General features: G+C 64.0%; 16 protein-coding genes and 2 pseudogenes. 12 read left to right on the forward strand and 6 right to left on the reverse strand.

Translation table 11 applies throughout. The annotated features are described in order from the left end of the window. The first annotated feature begins 1 nt into the window (after position 1). The 7 genes and pseudogenes from ACVWYI_RS07295 to ACVWYI_RS07325 all read left to right on the forward strand — a co-directional run bounded on the left by ACVWYI_RS07295 (position 2) and on the right by ACVWYI_RS07325 (position 8,025). Positions 2-1,662, forward strand: a pseudogene (locus ACVWYI_RS07295) (hydantoinase B/oxoprolinase family protein). Positions 1,663-1,701: 39 nt separating this feature from the next. After that, positions 1,702-2,700, forward strand: coding sequence for a TRAP transporter substrate-binding protein (locus ACVWYI_RS07300; protein ID WP_456661606.1), 999 nt, complete (start codon positions 1,702-1,704; stop codon positions 2,698-2,700). Between the two features lie 9 nt (positions 2,701-2,709). Beyond that, positions 2,710-3,303 (forward strand): TRAP transporter small permease subunit, encoded by a 594-nt coding sequence (locus tag ACVWYI_RS07305; protein ID WP_456661607.1) that lies wholly within the window; start codon positions 2,710-2,712, stop codon positions 3,301-3,303. A 31-nt stretch (positions 3,304-3,334) separates the two neighbouring features. Beyond that, positions 3,335-4,640 (forward strand): annotated as a pseudogene (locus tag ACVWYI_RS07310) (TRAP transporter large permease). A gap of 422 nt (positions 4,641-5,062) precedes the next feature. Next, on the forward strand, positions 5,063-6,781 hold the full coding sequence (locus ACVWYI_RS07315; protein WP_247342953.1) for a pyrroloquinoline quinone-dependent dehydrogenase: 1,719 nt from the start codon (positions 5,063-5,065) through the stop codon (positions 6,779-6,781). Between the two features lie 88 nt (positions 6,782-6,869). Next, positions 6,870-7,220, forward strand: a complete 351-nt coding sequence (locus tag ACVWYI_RS07320; RefSeq protein WP_247447470.1) for a c-type cytochrome — start codon at positions 6,870-6,872, stop codon at positions 7,218-7,220. 37 nt (positions 7,221-7,257) lie between these two features. Then, positions 7,258-8,025: a substrate-binding periplasmic protein gene (locus ACVWYI_RS07325; protein WP_456661608.1), complete on the forward strand. Its 768-nt coding sequence runs from the start codon at positions 7,258-7,260 to the stop codon at positions 8,023-8,025. A 110-nt stretch (positions 8,026-8,135) separates the two neighbouring features. Here the strand turns inward: ACVWYI_RS07325 and ACVWYI_RS07330 are convergent, their stop codons facing one another. After that, positions 8,136-8,780 carry a glutathione binding-like protein gene (locus ACVWYI_RS07330; RefSeq protein WP_247342962.1) on the reverse strand — a complete coding sequence of 215 codons (645 nt, stop codon included), beginning with the start codon at positions 8,778-8,780 and terminating at the stop codon, positions 8,136-8,138. A 105-nt stretch (positions 8,781-8,885) separates the two neighbouring features. On the opposite strand from ACVWYI_RS07330, the gene ACVWYI_RS07335 reads away from it, so the two are divergent. Beyond that, positions 8,886-9,530, forward strand: coding sequence for a TetR/AcrR family transcriptional regulator (locus tag ACVWYI_RS07335; RefSeq protein WP_456661609.1), 645 nt, complete (start codon positions 8,886-8,888; stop codon positions 9,528-9,530). Between the two features lie 32 nt (positions 9,531-9,562). Here the strand turns inward: ACVWYI_RS07335 and ACVWYI_RS07340 are convergent, their stop codons facing one another. Next, positions 9,563-11,530: a cache domain-containing protein gene (locus tag ACVWYI_RS07340; protein WP_456661610.1), complete on the reverse strand. Its 1,968-nt coding sequence runs from the start codon at positions 11,528-11,530 to the stop codon at positions 9,563-9,565. A 117-nt stretch (positions 11,531-11,647) separates the two neighbouring features. Continuing rightward, positions 11,648-12,613 (reverse strand): 2-hydroxyacid dehydrogenase, encoded by a 966-nt coding sequence (locus ACVWYI_RS07345; protein ID WP_456661611.1) that lies wholly within the window; start codon positions 12,611-12,613, stop codon positions 11,648-11,650. Positions 12,614-12,757: 144 nt separating this feature from the next. On the opposite strand from ACVWYI_RS07345, the gene ACVWYI_RS07350 reads away from it, so the two are divergent. The 4 genes from ACVWYI_RS07350 (at position 12,758) to ACVWYI_RS07365 (ending at position 15,655) form a co-directional block, all read left to right on the forward strand. Continuing rightward, positions 12,758-13,126 carry a YciI family protein gene (locus ACVWYI_RS07350; protein ID WP_211394665.1) on the forward strand — a complete coding sequence of 123 codons (369 nt, stop codon included), beginning with the start codon at positions 12,758-12,760 and terminating at the stop codon, positions 13,124-13,126. Then, on the forward strand, positions 13,123-14,424 hold the full coding sequence (locus tag ACVWYI_RS07355; RefSeq protein WP_456661612.1) for an RNA polymerase sigma factor: 1,302 nt from the start codon (positions 13,123-13,125) through the stop codon (positions 14,422-14,424). The genes ACVWYI_RS07350 and ACVWYI_RS07355 overlap by 4 nt, the downstream gene beginning before the upstream one ends. Positions 14,425-14,644: 220 nt before the next feature. Beyond that, positions 14,645-15,181, forward strand: coding sequence for an SRPBCC family protein (locus ACVWYI_RS07360; protein WP_247447476.1), 537 nt, complete (start codon positions 14,645-14,647; stop codon positions 15,179-15,181). A 60-nt stretch (positions 15,182-15,241) separates the two neighbouring features. Beyond that, complete coding sequence (locus tag ACVWYI_RS07365; RefSeq protein ID WP_456661613.1) at positions 15,242-15,655, forward strand: VOC family protein; 414 nt, start codon at positions 15,242-15,244, stop codon at positions 15,653-15,655. Positions 15,656-15,764: 109 nt separating this feature from the next. On the opposite strand, the gene ACVWYI_RS07370 is transcribed toward ACVWYI_RS07365, so the two are convergent. From ACVWYI_RS07370 to ACVWYI_RS07380, 3 genes are all read right to left on the reverse strand, one after another. Next, positions 15,765-16,118: a hypothetical protein gene (locus ACVWYI_RS07370; RefSeq protein WP_456661614.1), complete on the reverse strand. Its 354-nt coding sequence runs from the start codon at positions 16,116-16,118 to the stop codon at positions 15,765-15,767. A gap of 512 nt (positions 16,119-16,630) precedes the next feature. After that, entirely contained in the window at positions 16,631-17,038 is a 408-nt protein-coding gene (locus ACVWYI_RS07375) for a hypothetical protein (RefSeq protein WP_456661615.1), read from the reverse strand. 56 nt (positions 17,039-17,094) lie between these two features. Continuing rightward, on the reverse strand, positions 17,095-17,883 hold the full coding sequence (locus tag ACVWYI_RS07380) for an SDR family NAD(P)-dependent oxidoreductase (RefSeq protein ID WP_354044888.1): 789 nt from the start codon (positions 17,881-17,883) through the stop codon (positions 17,095-17,097). Positions 17,884-17,941: the final 58 nt, after the last annotated feature.

The following is a 17,941-nucleotide window of genomic DNA, read 5'->3' on the forward strand; positions in this document are numbered from 1 at the left end:
CATGAGCAAGGCAAGCGGCGCGAGCCTGATCGACCTTCAGATCATGTGGCACCGGCTGATCGCCGTGGTCGAGGAGCAGGCGCAGGTGCTGCTCCGCACCGCCTTCAGCCCGATCGTGCGCGAATGCGGCGACCTCTCGGCCGGCGTGTTCGACCTCAAGGGGCGAATGCTGGCGCAGGCGGTGACCGGCACACCCGGCCACGTCAATTCGATGGCGGAATCGGTCAAGCACTTCATCGCCCAGTTCCCGATCGAGACGATGAAGGAGGGTGATGCCTACATCACCAACGATCCCTGGATGGGCACCGGCCATCTCAACGATTTTGTCGTCACCACGCCCTGCTTCAAGGACGGCAAGCCGGTGGCGCTGTTCTCCTGCACCAGCCATCTCATGGACATCGGCGGCATCGGCTTTGGCCCTGATGCCACCGACGTGTTCATGGAGGGGCTCTACATTCCCATGCTGAAGCTGATCGACCAGGGCGTCGTCAACGAGACGCTGATGGCGATGATCCGCACCAACACGCGGCTGCCGATCGACACCGAGAGGGCGACACCTATTCGCTCGCCGGCTGCAACGACGTCGGCTGCGAGCGCCTGGTCGAGATGATGACCGAGTTCGACATCGACACGCTCGACGAGCTCGGCGACTACATTTGCGACCGCTCGCGCGAGGCCGTGCTGGCCGAGATCGCCAAACTGCCGAAGGGCACCTGGCGAAACACCATGGTGGTCGACGGCTATGACGCGCCGGTCACGCTGGCCGCCACGCTGACGATCTCGGACGAAGGCATCCACGTCGATTTCGACGGCACCTCGGCCGCGTCCAGGTTCGGCATCAACGTGCCCTTGTCCTACACCATCGCCTACACCGTGTTCGGTCTCGGCTGCGTCGTCGCCTCGCAGATCCCGAACAATGCCGGCTCGCTCTCGCCGCTGACGGTGTCGGCTCCCCCAGGCGCGATCCTCAATGCGCCGAAGCCGGCGCCGGTCGCCTCGCGCCACATCATCGGCCAGATGCTGCCCGACGTCGTGTTCGGCTGCCTGCGCCAGATCATTCCCGAGCGCGTGCCTGCGGAAGGCACCTCGTGCCTGTGGAATCTCAACGTGCGCGGCCAGACCCGCTCGGGCGCCGGCGGCAATTACGGATTCTCGATGGCCGTGACCTCCAATGGCGGCACCGGCGCGCGCTTCGCGAAGGACGGACTGTCGGCGACCGCCTATCCCAGCGGCGTGCGCGGTACACCGGTCGAGATCGCCGAGACGCAGACGCCGCTGATCTTCTGGCGCAAGGAGCTGCGCCCGGATTCCGGCGGGGCAGGGCGCACCCGCGGCGGGCTCGGCCAGATCATCGAGGTCGGCAGCGGCGTCGATGCGCCGTTCGACATCCTGGCGGCGTTCGACCGCATCGATCATCCGCCACGCGGCCGCGATGGCGGCAAGAACGGCGAGGCCGGCTATGTCGGCCTGAAGTCCGGCAAGAAGCTGCGTGGAAAAGGTTTTCAGCAGGTGCCGCCGGACGACCGGCTGGTGGTGCTGACGCCGGGCGGCGCCGGCATCGGCGATCCCCGGGAGCGCGCGCCGACAGCCGTCAGCGACGACATCGAAAGCGGCCTCGTGTCTGCCGACAACGCGGTTGCAGTTTATGGGTATACGCGATGACGCCTCGGGCGTCGTGCGCGTAGCGAACGGAGGGGCTCAATGATCACGCGACGGAATTTTACTGCGGGCGCGGCGACTCTGGTCGCAGCCGGCCACATCTCGACCCGCGCGCGGGCGGCGACGGTGAGCTGGGACATGTCGACGGTATGGCCCGACGGCAATTTCCACACCCAGAACGCGTTTGCTTTCGCGGAGGAAGTGAAGAAGCAGACCGGCGGTTCGGTCGCGATCACCGTGAAGGCCGGTGGCCAGCTCGGCTTCAAGGGCCCCGAGCATCTGCGCGCCGTGCGTGACGGTCTGGTGCCGCTCGCCGACGTCCTCAACATCCAGCAAGTCGGCGATGAGCCGTTCATGGGCGTCGAGAGCATTCCCTTCCTCTGCGGCTCCATGGACGAATTGAAGGTGCTGCACAAATATGTGCGGCCCGAATACGTGAAGGTCGCCGCGCGCAACAACCAGAAGATCCTCTACATCGTGCCGTGGCCGACGCAGTATCTGCACCTCAAGGTCAAGGTCACCGATGTCTACGGGTTGAAGAACATCAAGATCCGCGTGCCCGACAAGAACGCCGTCGATATGCTGGCTGTTGTCGGTATGGCGCCGGTGATGATCCCCTGGGGCGAGACGATCCCTGCGCTGGCCTCCGGTGCGGTCTCCGGCGTCTCCACTTCGGCGGTGTCGGGCGTCGACGGAAAATTCTGGGAATTCCTGAAATTCATCTACCCGACCAACCACGTCTGGTCGTCGCAGATGCTCACCGTCAACCTCGATTCCTGGAAGGCGCTATCGAGCGACCAGCAACAACAGGTCACCGCAGTTGCCGAGAAGATGGAGCCGGGCTTCTGGGCGAACTCGCTCAAGGCGGACGTTGACAGCCTCAACCGGCTCAAGGAAGGCGGCATGGAGGTGGTGCCGGTCTCGGGGGCCATGATCACGGACATTCGCGCCAAGACCGCGCCGCAGCTCGACGCTTTCCTCAAGCGCGTGCCGGCGGCCGACAAGCCGGTGCGGGCCTATCTCGCTGAAATGAAGCGCTGAGGCCAGGTCATGGTCAGCGTTTCGCCCGCGGCTCCGCATAGTCTCAATGCAGCGGCGCCGGCGCCGCTGCGCATCCTGCTCGACGGCATCGACCGTCTTGGCCGGCTGGACGGCTGGATCGGCGGCGGCTGCCTCTTGATGCTGACGCTGCTGATGCTGTGCGAGGTCGCAACGCGCTTCCTCTCGAACTTCCTGCCGTTCTTTCCGCCCACGATCTCGATCGCGTGGGAGTATTCCTCCTATCTGATGGCCGCGTCCTTCACCTTCGGCGCCGCTATGACCCTCCGCGTCGGCGGCCATATCCGTGTCGTGCTGCTCCTGAAGAATGTCCCGGCCCCCTTTCAGCGCGCGATCGAAATCTTGTCGGCCGCCGCGGGCTTCGCCTTCATGGCCTTCCTGACGTCGTCGATGGCGAAGTTCGCCTTCGGCGCCTATGTGCGCGGCCAGGTTTCGACCTCGAGCGACACTCCGCTGTGGTTTCCGCAGGCTGTCGTCACCTTCGGCATGCTGCTGCTGACCCTCCAGTTCCTGGCGCGCGCGATCCAGGCGGTGCTCGGCTTGCCGCTAGAGGATCACCGCATGAAGGCCTCGCCCGTCGAATGATCGCCTTGCTCGCAATCGGATTCAAGATCGCATGACCATCGAAGTTGTCAGCCTGTTCGTGATCCTGTTCGCGCTTCTGGCATGCGGCGTCTGGATCGGCCTGACGCTAGCGCTCACCGCGACGCTGCTGCTTGCGATGTTCCGCTCGATCCCGCTCGACAAGCTGCTGCCGCAATACGCCTGGAACATTTTGACGACGCAGGAGCTGCTGGCGCTGCCGCTGTTCATTCTGATGGGTGAGCTGCTGTTTCGCACCCGCTTGTCACGTTCGCTGTTCCAGGGGCTTGCGCCGTGGGCGGGGCTTCTGCCCGGCCGGCTGCTGCATGTGAATGTGATCGGCTGCACCATTTTCGCTGCGATCTCCGGCTCGTCGGCGGCGACGACTCAGGTGATCGGTCGCATGTCGCTCAACGAGTTGCTGCGCCGCGGCTATTCGCGCGACATCGCGATCGGCTCGCTCGCCGGCGCCGGCACGCTCGGCTTTTTAATCCCGCCGTCCAACATCATGATCATCTACGGCGTGCTTGGCGATGTTTCGATCCTGAAACTGTTCACGGCGGGCGTGCTGCCCGGCCTGCTGCTGGCCGCCACCTTCATGGGGTGGGTGATGCTGCACACGACCCTCAACCCCGGTATGGTACCGGAGACCGAAGCCAAACTCTCGCAGGTGCCGTGGGGCGAACGTTTTGCGGCGCTGAAGGACCTCGCGCCGGCGCTGTTCCTGATCGCCTGCGTGCTCGGCTCGATGTATGGCGGGCTGGCGACGCCGTCGGAGGCCGCCGCAGTCGGCGTGCTCGGCGCGGCGCTGGTCGCCTGGGCGCAGGGTTCGATGTCGCAGCAGGTGATCCGCGACGTGCTGATCGGCTCGGTCGTGACCTGCTCGATGATCGCGCTGATCGTGCTCGGCGCCTCGATCCTCGGCAATGCGGCCGCCTTCCTCGGCATCCCGCAGGCGGTCGCCGCCTTCGTGAAGGGCCTTGGCCTGTCGCCCTTCATGCTGATCGTCGTGCTGATTATCTTCTACCTGATCCTCGGCTGCTTTCTCGACGGCTTCTCGATGATCGTGATGACGCTGCCGATCGTGCTGCCGATTGTAAAGGGTGCCGGCTTCGACGAGATCTGGTTCGGCATCTTCCTCGTGCTCGCGGTCGAGATGGCGCAAATCACCCCGCCGGTCGGCTTCAACCTCTTCGTCATCCAGGGCCTGACCGAGGACGGCCTCGGCTACATCGCGCGCGTCACTGATGCCCTATCTCCTCATCATGGTGGGCTTCGTGCTGCTGCTGACGCTCTGGCCCGGCATCGTCACGATCCTGCCGAGGGTGCTGTACGGATAAGTCCATCCTCGGGCCCTGGCGCCGGCGCGCAGCGGTCTGCGTCATCCCGGTCGTGCTTGTCCGCGACGACACCCTCCGGCGACAGCTTCGCGCTGTCCGGATAACCGCTTCAGTCTGAGAGTTGGGGGACGAAACGGTCAGCGCAGCTGACGCTTCAAGCGCGCGCTGCGCGTCAAATTCGCGCCGCGCGCGCATTCCATCTTTGCGCTCCCTATCATCCGGCGTACTCTATGAGAGCGAGCAGGAGTGCAACAGCAACCAGTCCAGTGAACGTAGCTCTTTTGGCGATGTCCGCCGAGAGAGCAAGAGCTGTTGGCAACTCATATGCGATGGAGAGAACCGACACATAGCGAGCTGCAAACATCCCTCGCGGCGCCGTCTGTAAGACGCAAGTTCAACAAACACAAAAGCGGGAGGAACGGATGAAGAAGCGTTGGTGTAAGTCTGCTCTACCTCTTGTTGCCGGCGCGACGCTGATCGTGTCGTCGGCGTTGGCCCAAAGCGTGGATACTGGGCGGATCGAGAGCGCCGGTCAGAACGATTGGCTGACCTATCACGGTTCGTACAAATCCTATCACTACAGCCCTCTGGCGCAGATCAATGCAAGCAACGTCGGCAATTTGAGCGTTGCCTGGCTCCATATTCCCGGACGCTCGACCCGTGGCCTGCAATCAATGCCGCTCGTGGCTGATGGCATACTCTACTACACAGGTTCTTACAGCCGGGTTTTCGCGCTTAACGGCGCGACGGGCGAGGTGATCTGGTCGCATTTTCCGGAACTGGACGAGACGCTGATCGCCCGCCAGACCCATTCTCCCTACAATCGCGGCGTCGCGCTCGGCGAGGGAAAGGTCTTCGTCGGTACCATGGATGGCAGGGCGCTTGGCCTGGATATGAAGTCGGGGAAAGTCCTCTGGGAAACCCGGCTGATCGACTCGCAGAAGCTCACAGTCGGTTTCACCGGTGCTCCGCTGTACGCGAAGGGTACGGTGATCATCGGAGCGCAAGGCGGTGAATGGCCGGGCCGCGGCCCGATCTTCGCCCTGGATGCCACCACCGGGAAGAAGAAGTGGGAGTTCCTGACGGTCGCCGGCACCGACGAGGCCATGAAGACGTGGGGCAACGAGTCCTGGCGAACGGGCGGGGGCGGCGGCTGGATGCCGGGCACTTACGACTCCGAGACCAACACCATCCTGTGGGGCACCGCAAACCCGGCGCCGCTCTACGATTGGTCGGGCGCCGATTACAAGACGCAAGGTGCGCGGCCCGGCGACAATCTCCATACGAGTTCAGTGATCGGTCTCGACATCGATACCGGTAAGCTGAAATTCTATCATCAGGAATTGCCGCACGACGCTTGGGACTTCGACAGCGCAGTCGGCGAGTTTGTGATGCTCGAACGCGATGGCCAGAAGTACGTGGTGCATCCGAACAAAGGCGGTTTCGTCTTCGTCTACGACCGCAATCTCGCCGTGAAGAATGTCTGGCGGCTCGTTGAGAACATCAATTTCGTCAAGGATATCGATCCGAAGACGGGTGCTCTGATCGGCCGTCGCGACTTCTCCGCGGGGAAAGTCACCGAACCGCCGCTGTGCCCATTCATTGGTGGCGGGATCAGCTGGAACGCCGGCTCATACAACCCCAAGACGGGGCTCTACTACAAAATCGGCCAGGAATGGTGCATGACGCTCGACGTCCAGAAGACGACGCCGGTCACGGCGCCACAGGTCCAGCTCAACATCGGCGCCGATTTCAAGATGGCACCTCCTCCGGGCGGCGAGATTTATGGACATCTCGACGCGCGCGATCCCATCACCGGGGCCAAGAAGTGGGAGGTTCGTTATCCCGAGCCGCCGCTTGGGAGCGTGCTGTCGACCGCGGGCAATCTCGTGTTCGTGCCCGACTCCCGCGGCATCATTCATGCCTACGATGCTGAAACCGGGACCGAGCTGTGGAATCACAACAACGGCACCGGCCATCAGGGCGGCATCGTCAGCTATTCCGTCAACGGCAAGCAATACATTGCCGTGGCCGCAGGCTTTGGCGGCATGCTGGCAGACGAGTACGCGCCAAACTTCGGCGGCGTCTACAAGAGCATGCCGCGTGACGACGGGGCGCTCGTCGTCTTCAGCCTGAAATAGATCATCGCCGATTGCCGGGGAGCAGGCGCTAGCTTGCTTCCCGTGCATTGAAGTTGCGGGCGCGCTTCAGGACATGGAGCTGGTTACCTTGAAATTGCATTTGAAGAAGATCACCGCGCTGCTATCGGCGGTGCTGGGCGCCTCGTCGCTCTGTGCCGCACCGGTTCACGCGCAGTCTGCCACCCCTGCACCGGACAACGGGACGTTCGACGTCGAGCAGTTGTTCGCGGGGACTTGCGGCTTTTGTCACTCCGACGGCGGCCGGGCTGCCGGCAAGGGACCGCAGTTGATGAATTCGCCACGCGATGACGATTTTCTGCACAGCCGCATCAAGAGCGGCAAGTCTGGCGCGATGCCGGCATTCGGCGGGGCGTTCACCGATGCGCAGATCGACCAGATCGTCAAATATATCCGCGCCCTGAAGCCGCGCGAGGGTTGAATCGCCGAGGCCCGATCCATCGATACGAGAACGCGGAATGAAGTCAATTCTCCCGCTTATGGTCGGCGCCACCATCGGACTGTTGGGTCCGGCCCAGGCGCGAACCCTGGACGCGATCCGCTCGTCCGGCGCGCTCGGGTTATGCGCCCATCCCAACTCGCTTCCCTTCGCGAGCAAGGCCGTCGATCCTCCCGGCTTTCAGGTTGAATTGGGCCAGGCGCTGGCACGCGAACTCGGCGTCTCGCTCCGGCTCGACTGGATCATCACCCAGTACCAGCTGCGGAGCGCCGGCTGCGATATTCTTCTGGATGTGATCGCCGACCACGCGGCGCAAGGCGAAACCCGCTTGAGGATCTCAAAACCGTATTATCGCACGGGAGTCGCACTCGCCGTGCCGTCATCCAGCACGCTCGCTTCGTTCCAGGGCCTCAACGAGCATACCAAGGTGGGGGTGCAGGTCGGATCCGTCGCAGCCATGATCATCGGTCAACGGCACGTGCCTACGTCGACCTTCGGCTTCGAGAGCGACAGCCTCGACGCCCTGTTGAACCATGAGATCGATGCCGCTGCGGTTACACCCACAGCGGCGAGCTATTTCAATCTGACGCATCCAGGCAAGGCACTCCGCATTCTGGATCGCGACGAGAGCGTGGCCGATCTCAACTGGAACGTTGCCGTCGGTATGGTCCGTCCGGATGATGCGTTGCGCGAAGCCATCGATGGAGCGCTTGAACGGTTGCGAAACGACGGAACGATCGATCGGATATACGGCCGCTACGGGGTCGTACTGCAAGCGCCGAAATAGCTACGGGTGCCAGGTCGGGAGCAGACGCAATATATTCGCAAGCATCGCGGCGGGTGCCGCCCCGGCCGAGGTAGCCGGGGCGATCTCTCACTGGTTCATTCCGAGTGCTACTACGCCGCCGCCTTCTTCCGCGCCTGCTCGGCCTTGTACAGCTCGAACTCCTCCGCGATCGCGCGTGCGACCGACGGCCGCTGGCGCAGGCGCTCGTAATAGGCCTTCACGTTCGGCCATTTGGCGAGCTCGATCGGCGGCGTCGCCATGGTCCAGTTGATGACCGTGACCAGATAGGCGTCGGCGACGCTGAAATGGTCGAGCAGGAAGTCGCGCCCCTTCAGGTAATTGTCGAGATAGTCCAGCCGCGATAGGTTCTTCTCCAGCGCATAGGCTTTCATCTCCTGCGGCGCCTTGCGGTCGAGCACCGGGATGAACAGGCCCTTGTGCAGTTCGGTGCCGATGAAGCAGAGCCATTGATGCAGCCGCGTGCGATCGATGCCCGCTGCGGCGCCGAGGCCCGATTGCGGGAAGCGGTCGGCGATATATTGCAGGATCGCCGCGTTCTCGGTCAGCACCACACCCTCGTCGGTACGCAGCGTCGGCACCAGGCCGATCGGGTTCACGGTACGGAAGTCAGTGCCGTCGCTCAGCACTTTCTTGGTCGGCGGATCGACTTCGAGATAATTCGCCTCGGCGCCGGCTTCATACAGCGCGACGCGGCTCGCCATCGAACAGGCGAGCGGCGAGAAATAAAGATCCATCTTGAGCCTCCTTGGGCAATTCCCTGTGGTGTTTGCTCAACCTGGCCAGATTGATTTTTGTACCATCTTGCATATTATATTCGCGGTCAAGGATTAATTTGCGAAATGGTACAAAAATCGAAACCGCCAGCTGCCGCCAGTGAACCCAAACGCCGGGGTCGTCCGCGCGCCTATGTACCCGACGTCGCGCTTGGCAAAGCGCTCGACCTGTTCCGCACGCAGGGTTTCGCCGCCACCTCGCTCGACGATCTCAGCGAAGCCACCGGCATGAATCGCCCGAGCCTCTACGGTGCCTTCGGCGACAAGCGCGAGCTCTACATCAAGAGCTACCAGCGTTACCGCGAGGAGGCGCGCGCATCGATGGTGGAGATCTTTCGCCAGGAGATGCCCGTGCGCCTGCGGCTGGAGCGCATCTTCGCCTCCGCGCTGAACATCTATCTTTCCGGCGAAACCGGCCCGCGTGGCTGCTTCACCGTGGTCACGGCGGCCTCCGAAGCGGTCGGCGACCCTGATATCCGCGCCATGGTGCTCGACGGGCTTAACGAGCTCGACAAGGCATTTGCGAGTTGCTTTCGCCGCGCCAAGGAGAAGGGCGAACTGCCCGAGAGCGCCAATCCCGTCGTGCTGGCACAGATCGCATCCGCAACCGTACACTCAATCGCGATCCGCTCCCGCGCGCGGGTATCGCGGAAAGAGCTGGAGGCGATCGTGAACGGGGCGATCGACGTGATGATCGGAGCTAAAAGTTAAGCCGCCGCCGGGACGACAGTGAGATATTGCGTCTACGCCGCGCGAATATGCGCGAGAAAACGATCCACTTCGTCCCGCAGCCGCTGCGATTGTTTTGACAGCTCGATCGCCGAGCCCAGCACTTCCTCCGCCGCAGTTCCCGTCGCGGCGATGCCGGCGGTGACGCCTGCGATGTTTTGCGACACCTCGCCGGTGCGGGCCGCTGCCTGCTGGACGTTCTGCGCGATCTCCTGCGTCGCCGTGCCCTGCTGGCCGACGGCCGCGGCAATCGCCGCGGAGATCTCGTCGACCTCCTGGATCGTCGCGCAGATCGACTGGATGCCGTCCACTGCGCCGGTGGTCTCTCCTTGTACCGCCGTCACCTGCGCGCCGATCTCCTCGGTCGCCTTGGCGGTCTGGGTTGCCAGCGCCTTCACCTCGGAGGCGACCACCGCAAAGCCGCGGCCGGCTTCGCCCGCGCGTGCCGCCTCGATCGTGGCGTTCAGCGCCAGCAGATTGGTTTGCTCGGCAATGTCGCTGATGAAGGAGACGACGTCGCCGATTTTTTGAGCGGCGTCTGCCAGGCTCTGCACGCGTGCGTTGGACCTCTGTCCATCGCTGGCGGCCTTGCCGACGACTTCGGTCGCGTGCGCAAGGCGTCGGCTGATCTCGGTCATCGACGACGACAGCTCTTCCGCGGCGGCAGCAACTGTCTGCACATTCTCGGAGGCGAGCGCCGAGGCCGACGACACCGTGCCGGTCTGCTGCCGCGATTGGTCGACGATGGCCGACATCGAGCGCGCCGTGTGCTCCATCTCGACCGCGGACGAGGAGACCGTGGTGACGACGTCGCGAATGCTGGCTTCGAAATTGTCGGCGAGCGCGGCGAAGGTGCGCCGTTTCTCCGCTTCGGATTGCGCCTTGGCCTCGATCTGATCCGTCTGGAGCTTGTTGAAGCTCATCGCATTGTCGCGGAACACTGCGACCGCCTTCACCATCGCGCCGACCTCGTCATTCGCTTTGCTGACGGGGACGGCGACGTCCAGGTGTCCGTCTGCCAGCTCGCGCATCACGCTCGTGATGGAGATGATCGGACGCGAGATGCTACGGGCGATGAGATAGCCGACGATCGCGGCGAGCACGAGCCCGAGCGCGGCGATGCCGAATGCCAGCAGCCAGGCACGGTCGGCGGAGGCCACATAGTCGGCATTGTCCATCACCAGCTCGACCGCGCCGAGCGGCTTGCCGGAAAAATCCCTGATCGGTCCGAGCAGCGCCGCTACCGGCATGGTGTCGGGCTTCGCCTGCCGTACCGTGAAGTCGCCGCCCGCAGCGCGGCCGTAATCCGCCGCGTCGAAGAAGCTCTTGCCCTTCAGCGTGCCGCCGAACAACTTGAAGCCGCCGCCGTCCGCGAGATGGAAGGCGATGTCGACATGGCGGTTGCTCTTGAAGTCGTCCAGGAAGGACTGGCCGAAGGTCAGGCCGAACTCCACGGAACCGAGATGCTTGTCGCCTTGCGCGATCGGCACGACGCCGCGGATGCCGAGCCCGGCCACGCCGCCCTCGAGGCCGACCACGACCTTGTGCTCCTGGTTGGCGATGATCACGGTTTTGCGGAAGCCCGAGAGGTCGTCGCCGAATTTAGCAGGCTGGTGCACGCGCAGGAACGAGGTCGCGGGCGCCACGTGGAACTGGAACTGCTCGACGCCGTACTCCGACTTGGTCGCGGCAAACACCGGCCCGAACAGGCCGATTAAAGCGTTGCGATCCTGTCTGGCCATGGCGTCCTGCGTCGCTGGCATCGCGGCCACGACGGCGCTCATGGCGGCGGCGCGCTGGGATTCCTCGGCAATTCGCGACTGGAGCGCGTCGTAGTGACTGCGAAGCTCGCGCTGGTCGGCCCGGTCGATGATGCCGGAAATGATCCACATCGCCCCGAGCACGGCGAACAGGGCGGTCGCCGCCGCGGTCACCGCCAGCGCAACCGTGATCCGCATCCTGAGGCCGAGGCTCGCCCGCATGTCCGACTCGTTCGTTGAGCGTTGATTAACAACGGCTATCAACTTCTCGCTAAGAGAGGGTGAACGGGATATCGGCGGACGATCAGGGATCGTACGGCGCGGGTGGCACGTGAGGTCTCAATACCCCCGCGCCCGGTCCACCACGTTCTCCAGCGCACCACCCGCCTCGAACCGCGCGATCTGCTCGGCGACATAGGCCGAGATCGCGTCTGCGTCGGTGTCGGCGGCGTTGTGCGGCGTCAGCAGCACCTTGGGATGGGTCCAGAACCTGCTGTCCTTTGGCTGCGGCTCCTGCACGAAGACGTCGAGCGAGGCGGCGCCCAGTGTGCCGTCGTCGAGGCAGGCCAGGATATCGGCCTCGTTCTGCAGGCCGCCGCGGCCGGCATTGATCAGCACGGGCGCGCTGAGCGGACTTTTGCGGTTGAGCTTGGTGAAGACGTCGCGGTTCAGGATGCCGTTTGTTTCAGGCGTTAGCGGCAACAGGCTGACGAGGATATCGGTCGTACGCAGGAACGGTTCGATCTGCTCGGCGCCATGGAAGCATTCAACGCCCTCGATCCTGCGCGGGCTGCGGCTCCAGCCGGCGACGCGGAAGCCAAGCCGCCGCAGCATATCGGCCGCGTCAGCGCCGAGCGTGCCCAGTCCCATCACACCGACTGTGACGGCGCTCGCCGGCCATTGATATGTCGGCTCCCAGCGCTTTTCGCGCTGCGACTCGCGCAGATAAAGCTCCTGGCGGTGGTGCATCAGCACGTGCTGCACGACGTATTCGGTCATGCGGCCGGTCAGATCAGGCACGGCCACGCGCACCAGCGGCACGTTCGGCAGGCTCTTGTCCGCCATCAGCGCATCGACGCCGGCGCCGAGATTGAAGATCGCCCGCAGATTGGGGAATGAGCCGAGATCGCCCGGCACCGGCTTCCACACCGCGGCATAGTGCACCTCGGCCGGATCGAGCCCGGCATCGGGCAGCAGCACCACGCGGCGCCCGCCGCAGACCGCGTCGAACCGGGCCTTCCAGCGCTCCGGCAGCCAGTTCTGCTGCGTGCTGTTGATCAGGACGGCCAGTATGCCCACGGTCATTCGAAGTGCCTCACAAGGTTCCGCTTTTGGTGCCTCTCCTTGGCACGATCTGCCGGATTTTTCTTGCAGTTTTTTTCCGCAGCCATGTCGGAGCGGGGCATAGTGGATCGTCTTCAAAACAAGCGTTCAGAGAAGGTGCTGCCCATGCTTTATGCGATCCTTTGCTATCATGACGAGGACTTCGTCGGCTCCTGGAGCAAGGACCAGGACGAGGCCGTGATGAAGAAGCTCGCCGTGGTGCAGGAAGATCTCGCGAAGCAGGGCAGGCTCGGCCCCGTGGCGCGGCTGCTGCCGACCACTGCGGCAGCGACATTGCGCAAGGAAGATCCGCCGTTGGTGCTCGACGGCCCCTATGCGGAGACCAAGGAGCAGTTGCTGGGCTTCTACATCGTCGATTGCAAGAACCTCGACGAGGCTCTCGACGTTGCGCGCGACCTCGGATCGGCCAATCCCGGCGGCGCCTATGAGGTGCGTCCGGTCGGCGTGTTCAGGCCCGGAGGGAATCTGACGTGAGCGAGGCCGATACCGCCTGGATCGAGACCGCGCTGACCTCGGCGCGCCCTCAGGCGGTCGGCGCGCTGCTGCGCTATTTCCGCGACCTCGACACCGCCGAGGAGGCCTTCCAGAACGCCTGCCTGCGCGCGCTCAAGACCTGGCCACAGAACGGACCGCCGCGCGATCCCTCGGCCTGGCTGATCATGGTTGGCCGCAACGTTGCCATCGACGAGGTGCGCCGCACCCGGAAGCAGCAGCCGCTGCCGGAGGACGACCAGGCGATCTCCGATCTCGACGACGCCGAGGGCGCGCTCGCCGAGCGGCTCGACGGCTCGCACTATCGCGACGACATTTTGCGGCTGATGTTCATCTGCTGCCATCCAGGGCTGCCGGCGACGCAGCAGATCGCGCTGGCGCTCCGTATCGTCTCCGGTCTCACGGTGAAGCAGATCGCACGCGCCTTCCTGGTGTCGGACGCGGCGATGGAGCAGCGCATCACGCGCGCCAAGGCGAAGGTCGCCGAGGCCGGGACGCCGTTCGAAACGCCGGGCGCGGTCGAGCGCTCCGAGCGGCTCGCCGGTGTCGCCGCGATGATCTATTTGATCTTCAACGAGGGCTATTCGGCGAGCGGCGACACCGCCGAAATCAGAAAGCCGCTGTGCGAGGAGGCGATCCGGCTGGCGCGGCTGCTGCTACGGCTGTTCCAGAGCGAGCCGGAGATCATGGGGCTCACGGCACTTATCCTGTTGCAGCATGCGCGCAGTGCTTCGCGCTTTGCCGCGAACGGCTCGCTGATCCTGCTGGACGACCAGGACCGTTCGCTGTGGAACCGCTCCTTGATCGCGGAAGGCCTCGCGCTGATCGACAAGGCGATGCGCCATCGTCGCAGCGGGCCCTACCAGATCCAGGCCGCGATCGCCGCGCTGCATGCCCGCGCATCGGCGCCGGAGGAGACTGACTGGGCCCAGATCGACCTGCTCTATGGTGCGCTGGAGGTGGTGCAACCGTCCCCGGTGGTGACACTCAATCGCGCGGTCGCGGTTTCCAAGGTGCGCGGACCGCAAGCCGCGCTCGACCTGATCGAGCCGCTGGCGCCAAAGCTCGCCAATTATTTCCATTTCTTCGGCGTGCGCGGCGCCTTCCTGATGCAGCTCGGCCGCAATGACGAAGCCCGCATCGCCTTCGACCGCGCCATCGCCCTCGCCAACACGTCCGCAGAAGCCGCCCACATCCGCATGCATCTCGATCGCCTGATCCGGGATAGCCAGCCGAAGGGCGCCAATGGCGGCGCCAGGCAGGGTGCGAAGGTCACGTAGGGAGCACCCCCATCTCTCGCCGTCATGCCGGGCTTGCCCCGGGGATGCACGTCCTTCTGATCGGCGCCGAGAACGTGGATGGCCGGGACATAGGCAAGCGGAAGCGACGCCGTCCTTTGGACTGTTATGCCCGGCCATGACGGTCGTCCAAATTATTGATTCCGAATTGTCGGCCCCGGCCATCCCCCTTCGTCCTTAGCGAGCATCCAAGGAGTTCTTTATGCTGAAAGCCATTGCCGTCATCGCCGTCCTGCTCGCGGCCGGAATCGTTGGCGTCCTCGTCTTCGCCCTGACGAAGCCCGACACGTTCCGCGTCGAGCGCAGCCTCGCCGTGAAAGCGCCGGCCAATGCGATCTATCCGCAGGTCGCCGATTTCCATCGCTGGACGGCCTGGTCACCCTACGAGAACCGCGATCCCGCCATGAAGCGGACGTTTGGCGGCACCGCGCAAGGCAAGGGTGCGACCTATGCCTGGGACGGCGACAATAATGTCGGCGCCGGCCATATGGAGATCCTCGAGGCGAATGCGTCGTCAAAACTTCGCATCAAGCTGGATTTCGAGCGCCCCTTCGAAGGCCACAACACCGCCGAGTTCACGTTTGTGCCGCAAGGCGATGCCACAATGGTCACATGGGCGATGTCTGGTCCGGCCCCCTTCATGTCCAAGCTGATGCAGGTGTTCATGAACATGGACAGCATGATCGGCAAGGATTTCGAGGCCGGCCTTGCCAGCCTGAAGAAGCTCACGGAGAAATAACGCCGTCCTCGTCGAAGGAACGGTCAAGCAACGGCTCAAGCAAACGAAGAGGAGAGAAACATGCTCAATGCGTATCTGTTCTATCAGGACACCTGCGAAGCGGCATTCAACTATTACGCCAAGGTCCTCGGCGGCAAGGTCGACGCCATGATGCGTGCATCGGATGCGCCGGCGGACATGGCCGCCGCGCCCGGCCGGGAGAGGACGATCATGCATGCGCGGATGTCGCTGCCCGACGGCAGCGTGTTGATGGCCTCCGATGCACCGGGCGAGCAATTTCACAAGCCGCAGGGCTTTTCGATCTCGCTCACGGTCGCGGACCCTGCGGAGGGTGAGCGCAAGTTCAACGCGCTCGCCGATGGCGGCAGCGTTACCATGCCCTACGGCAAGACGTTCTGGGCCAAGGGCTTTGGCATGTGCGTCGACAAGTTCGGCATTCCCTGGATGGTGAACTGCCCGGCCGATGGAATGTGACAGGCGCGACAGCCTGATGCGCCAAGCGGCGATCCCCTCTTCCTGCCGATGCGGGAGAGGGGACACGCACAAGGACGCCACGTCATATGCAGATCGGCCGCGTGCCCTCTCAGCGGATCGATCCGGTCACGTCGTTGCCCGGTGGTGAGGACGACGGAACGCAGCGAGGGCAGATCACGAGCTTGGTGCCGAGCTGCCTGTCATTCTCCGCTTCGATTTCGTCACGGACGGCCCACCACGCCGCGGAGTACGGGTGCAAGGTACCGAGCACTCTTTCCCGCTCCTGATTCGGATCGCTCTGTGCGGGAGCTTGGTTCGCCACACGACGCCTTGTAGCAGAGGGGCGGTTCGGATCCTGACCGAGGCCGTCCCATGCGATCGGGCGGCGTTCCTGCGCAGGCGCGACAGCGCATCCCATGAGCGTTATGCAAAAAGTGAGCAAGACAAAGCCGTGTCGCATCATGCCGGACCCTCGGTGTCATACGCGACACGCTAGCCCCGCATGCGGAAACTCGCGTCACGCCGCTAAAATGGAACCTAAGGGAAACGTGTGGCCCGCATGGCCGAATATGGACTTTTGCTCTCGCACCACATTGCGAGGGCAGTGAGGCCACTTCGTGAAATGACGCGGACTGCATCGCACAACAACTGGCGCAATATTAGGCTGTAACTCCGTGACAGAATCGCTAATTATTGCTTCATAAAAAGCTACAAATTGGGGCGGGCGGACTTGGAAGGGGAGCGACCGATGGCGACGGCGCTACAGATCAACTTTGCACTCTGGGGTATGCTCATCTGCGCGACCATGGAACTGACGCAGATGATCCAGAGGTTTTACTAGACCTCACGAAGCGCCTGACCGGCGGAATTTTGCCGACGCGGTTGTCCGCCAGCTCACGAGCAAGGCGATGAGCGTGAAGCTGACGCCCGCGATCAGCAGGACAGCGGCGGATTTAACCTGGTCACGCATCATCCTCACCGGCAGCGCGGATAGATCGCGGCGAGGTCGCGGCCCTTCAACAAAAGCAATCTGGACGAGAGACCGCCGCGGCGGCTGATCCAGTCGCGCACCGGGCCGGGATAGGCGGCAAGCACCACGTCGGATGCTTCCGGCTCGGCATAGAAGCGCCCGCGCCGGTCGGCCGAGCGAGCCGCATGGAAGCCGAGCACGGCGCGTCGGGTGACGCAAATGCGCTCGCCCGGAACGATGCTCAGCACCAGCGTGCATGCAGACAGGCAGGGACCGTCGATCACCACGCGCTCGCCGCTCTCGCGCACCTTCTCGAACAAATCGAGGAACGGCCCGACCTGTCCGCCTGGCGACTGAATGATGCGGATTTCAGCCACGGCGGGCGCGGACGCGAGCAGCGCGGATGCGAGCATCAAGGCCCTTGAGGGAGATGACGTGTCGCATGGCACTCTCCGAACTCTTCCCGTGCCTACCCGTTCCTCCGCTCGCCGCGCAGCGTCGGCAGGCCGATACCCGCCGCATCGAAGCCGCCATCGACGGCCAAAATTTGGCCGGTGATGTAGCTCGATCGTTCCGAGCACAGAAAGTAGACCGCTTCGGCGAGTTCCTCTTCCAGGCCGTAGCGGTTGAGCGGGATGGCGTCGTGATAGTCGGCGCGGATCTCCCTGGTGTGCACCTGCTTCGCCATCGCGGTGTCGACCGGCCCCGGCGCGACCGCGTTGACGCGGATGCCGAGCGAGGCGAGTTCGACCGCGAGCTGCTTGGTGAGATGCGCGAGGCCCGCCTTGCTGGTGCCGTAGGCCGAGCGCAGCGTCGAGGCGCGCACCGCCGAGATCGAGGTGATGTTGACGATGGCCCCGCCATTACCATCGCGCATCAGTGGCACCGCCGCCTTGGTGCAGAGAAACGGACCGGTGAGGTTGATCTCGAGCACCCGCCGCCAATCGGTCTCCGACGTCTCCATCAGCGGTGCGAACACGGCAATGCCGGCATTGTTGACGAGCGCGTCGAGCCGGCCGAACCGCCGTTCGATCGTCGTCATCGCGGCGGCGACAGAGACTGCGTCCGAGACATCGCAGGTCAGCGCTAGCGTGGCCTCGTCCTGGCCGATCTCGGCGACCGCGCGGCCGAGCAGCTCGCCCTCGATGTCGAGCAGCGCCACGCGCCAGCCCTCAACCAGGAATTTTTTCGCGGTCGCAAGCCCGATGCCGCGCGCGGCTCCGGTGACGAGGGCGAGTTTTTGCGGAGTTTGCGGCATTTGCTAATCTGTCCTGTGTCCGAAAGTTCGGTCGCGCGCGAGCGCCCGCTCCTTTTAC

This window comes from Bradyrhizobium sp. LB13.1 (assembly GCF_054056815.1).

Bases quoted from the DNA above. Each gene is read 5' to 3' on its own strand.
- ACVWYI_RS07300 (WP_456661606.1), top strand. From the start codon at position 1,702: ATGATCACGCGACGGAATTTTACTGCGGGCGCGGCGACTCTGGTCGCA.
- ACVWYI_RS07305 (WP_456661607.1), top strand. From the start codon at position 2,710: ATGGTCAGCGTTTCGCCCGCGGCTCCGCATAGTCTCAATGCAGCGGCG.
- ACVWYI_RS07315 (WP_247342953.1), top strand. From the start codon at position 5,063: ATGAAGAAGCGTTGGTGTAAGTCTGCTCTACCTCTTGTTGCCGGCGCG.
- ACVWYI_RS07325 (WP_456661608.1), top strand. From the start codon at position 7,258: ATGAAGTCAATTCTCCCGCTTATGGTCGGCGCCACCATCGGACTGTTG.
- ACVWYI_RS07330 (WP_247342962.1), bottom strand. From the start codon at position 8,780: ATGGATCTTTATTTCTCGCCGCTCGCCTGTTCGATGGCGAGCCGCGTC.
- ACVWYI_RS07335 (WP_456661609.1), top strand. From the start codon at position 8,886: ATGGTACAAAAATCGAAACCGCCAGCTGCCGCCAGTGAACCCAAACGC.
- ACVWYI_RS07340 (WP_456661610.1), bottom strand. From the start codon at position 11,530: ATGCGGGCGAGCCTCGGCCTCAGGATGCGGATCACGGTTGCGCTGGCG.
- ACVWYI_RS07345 (WP_456661611.1), bottom strand. From the start codon at position 12,613: ATGACCGTGGGCATACTGGCCGTCCTGATCAACAGCACGCAGCAGAAC.
- ACVWYI_RS07350 (WP_211394665.1), top strand. From the start codon at position 12,758: ATGCTTTATGCGATCCTTTGCTATCATGACGAGGACTTCGTCGGCTCC.
- ACVWYI_RS07360 (WP_247447476.1), top strand. From the start codon at position 14,645: ATGCTGAAAGCCATTGCCGTCATCGCCGTCCTGCTCGCGGCCGGAATC.
- ACVWYI_RS07365 (WP_456661613.1), top strand. From the start codon at position 15,242: ATGCTCAATGCGTATCTGTTCTATCAGGACACCTGCGAAGCGGCATTC.
- ACVWYI_RS07370 (WP_456661614.1), bottom strand. From the start codon at position 16,118: ATGATGCGACACGGCTTTGTCTTGCTCACTTTTTGCATAACGCTCATG.
- ACVWYI_RS07375 (WP_456661615.1), bottom strand. From the start codon at position 17,038: ATGCTCGCATCCGCGCTGCTCGCGTCCGCGCCCGCCGTGGCTGAAATC.
- ACVWYI_RS07380 (WP_354044888.1), bottom strand. From the start codon at position 17,883: ATGCCGCAAACTCCGCAAAAACTCGCCCTCGTCACCGGAGCCGCGCGC.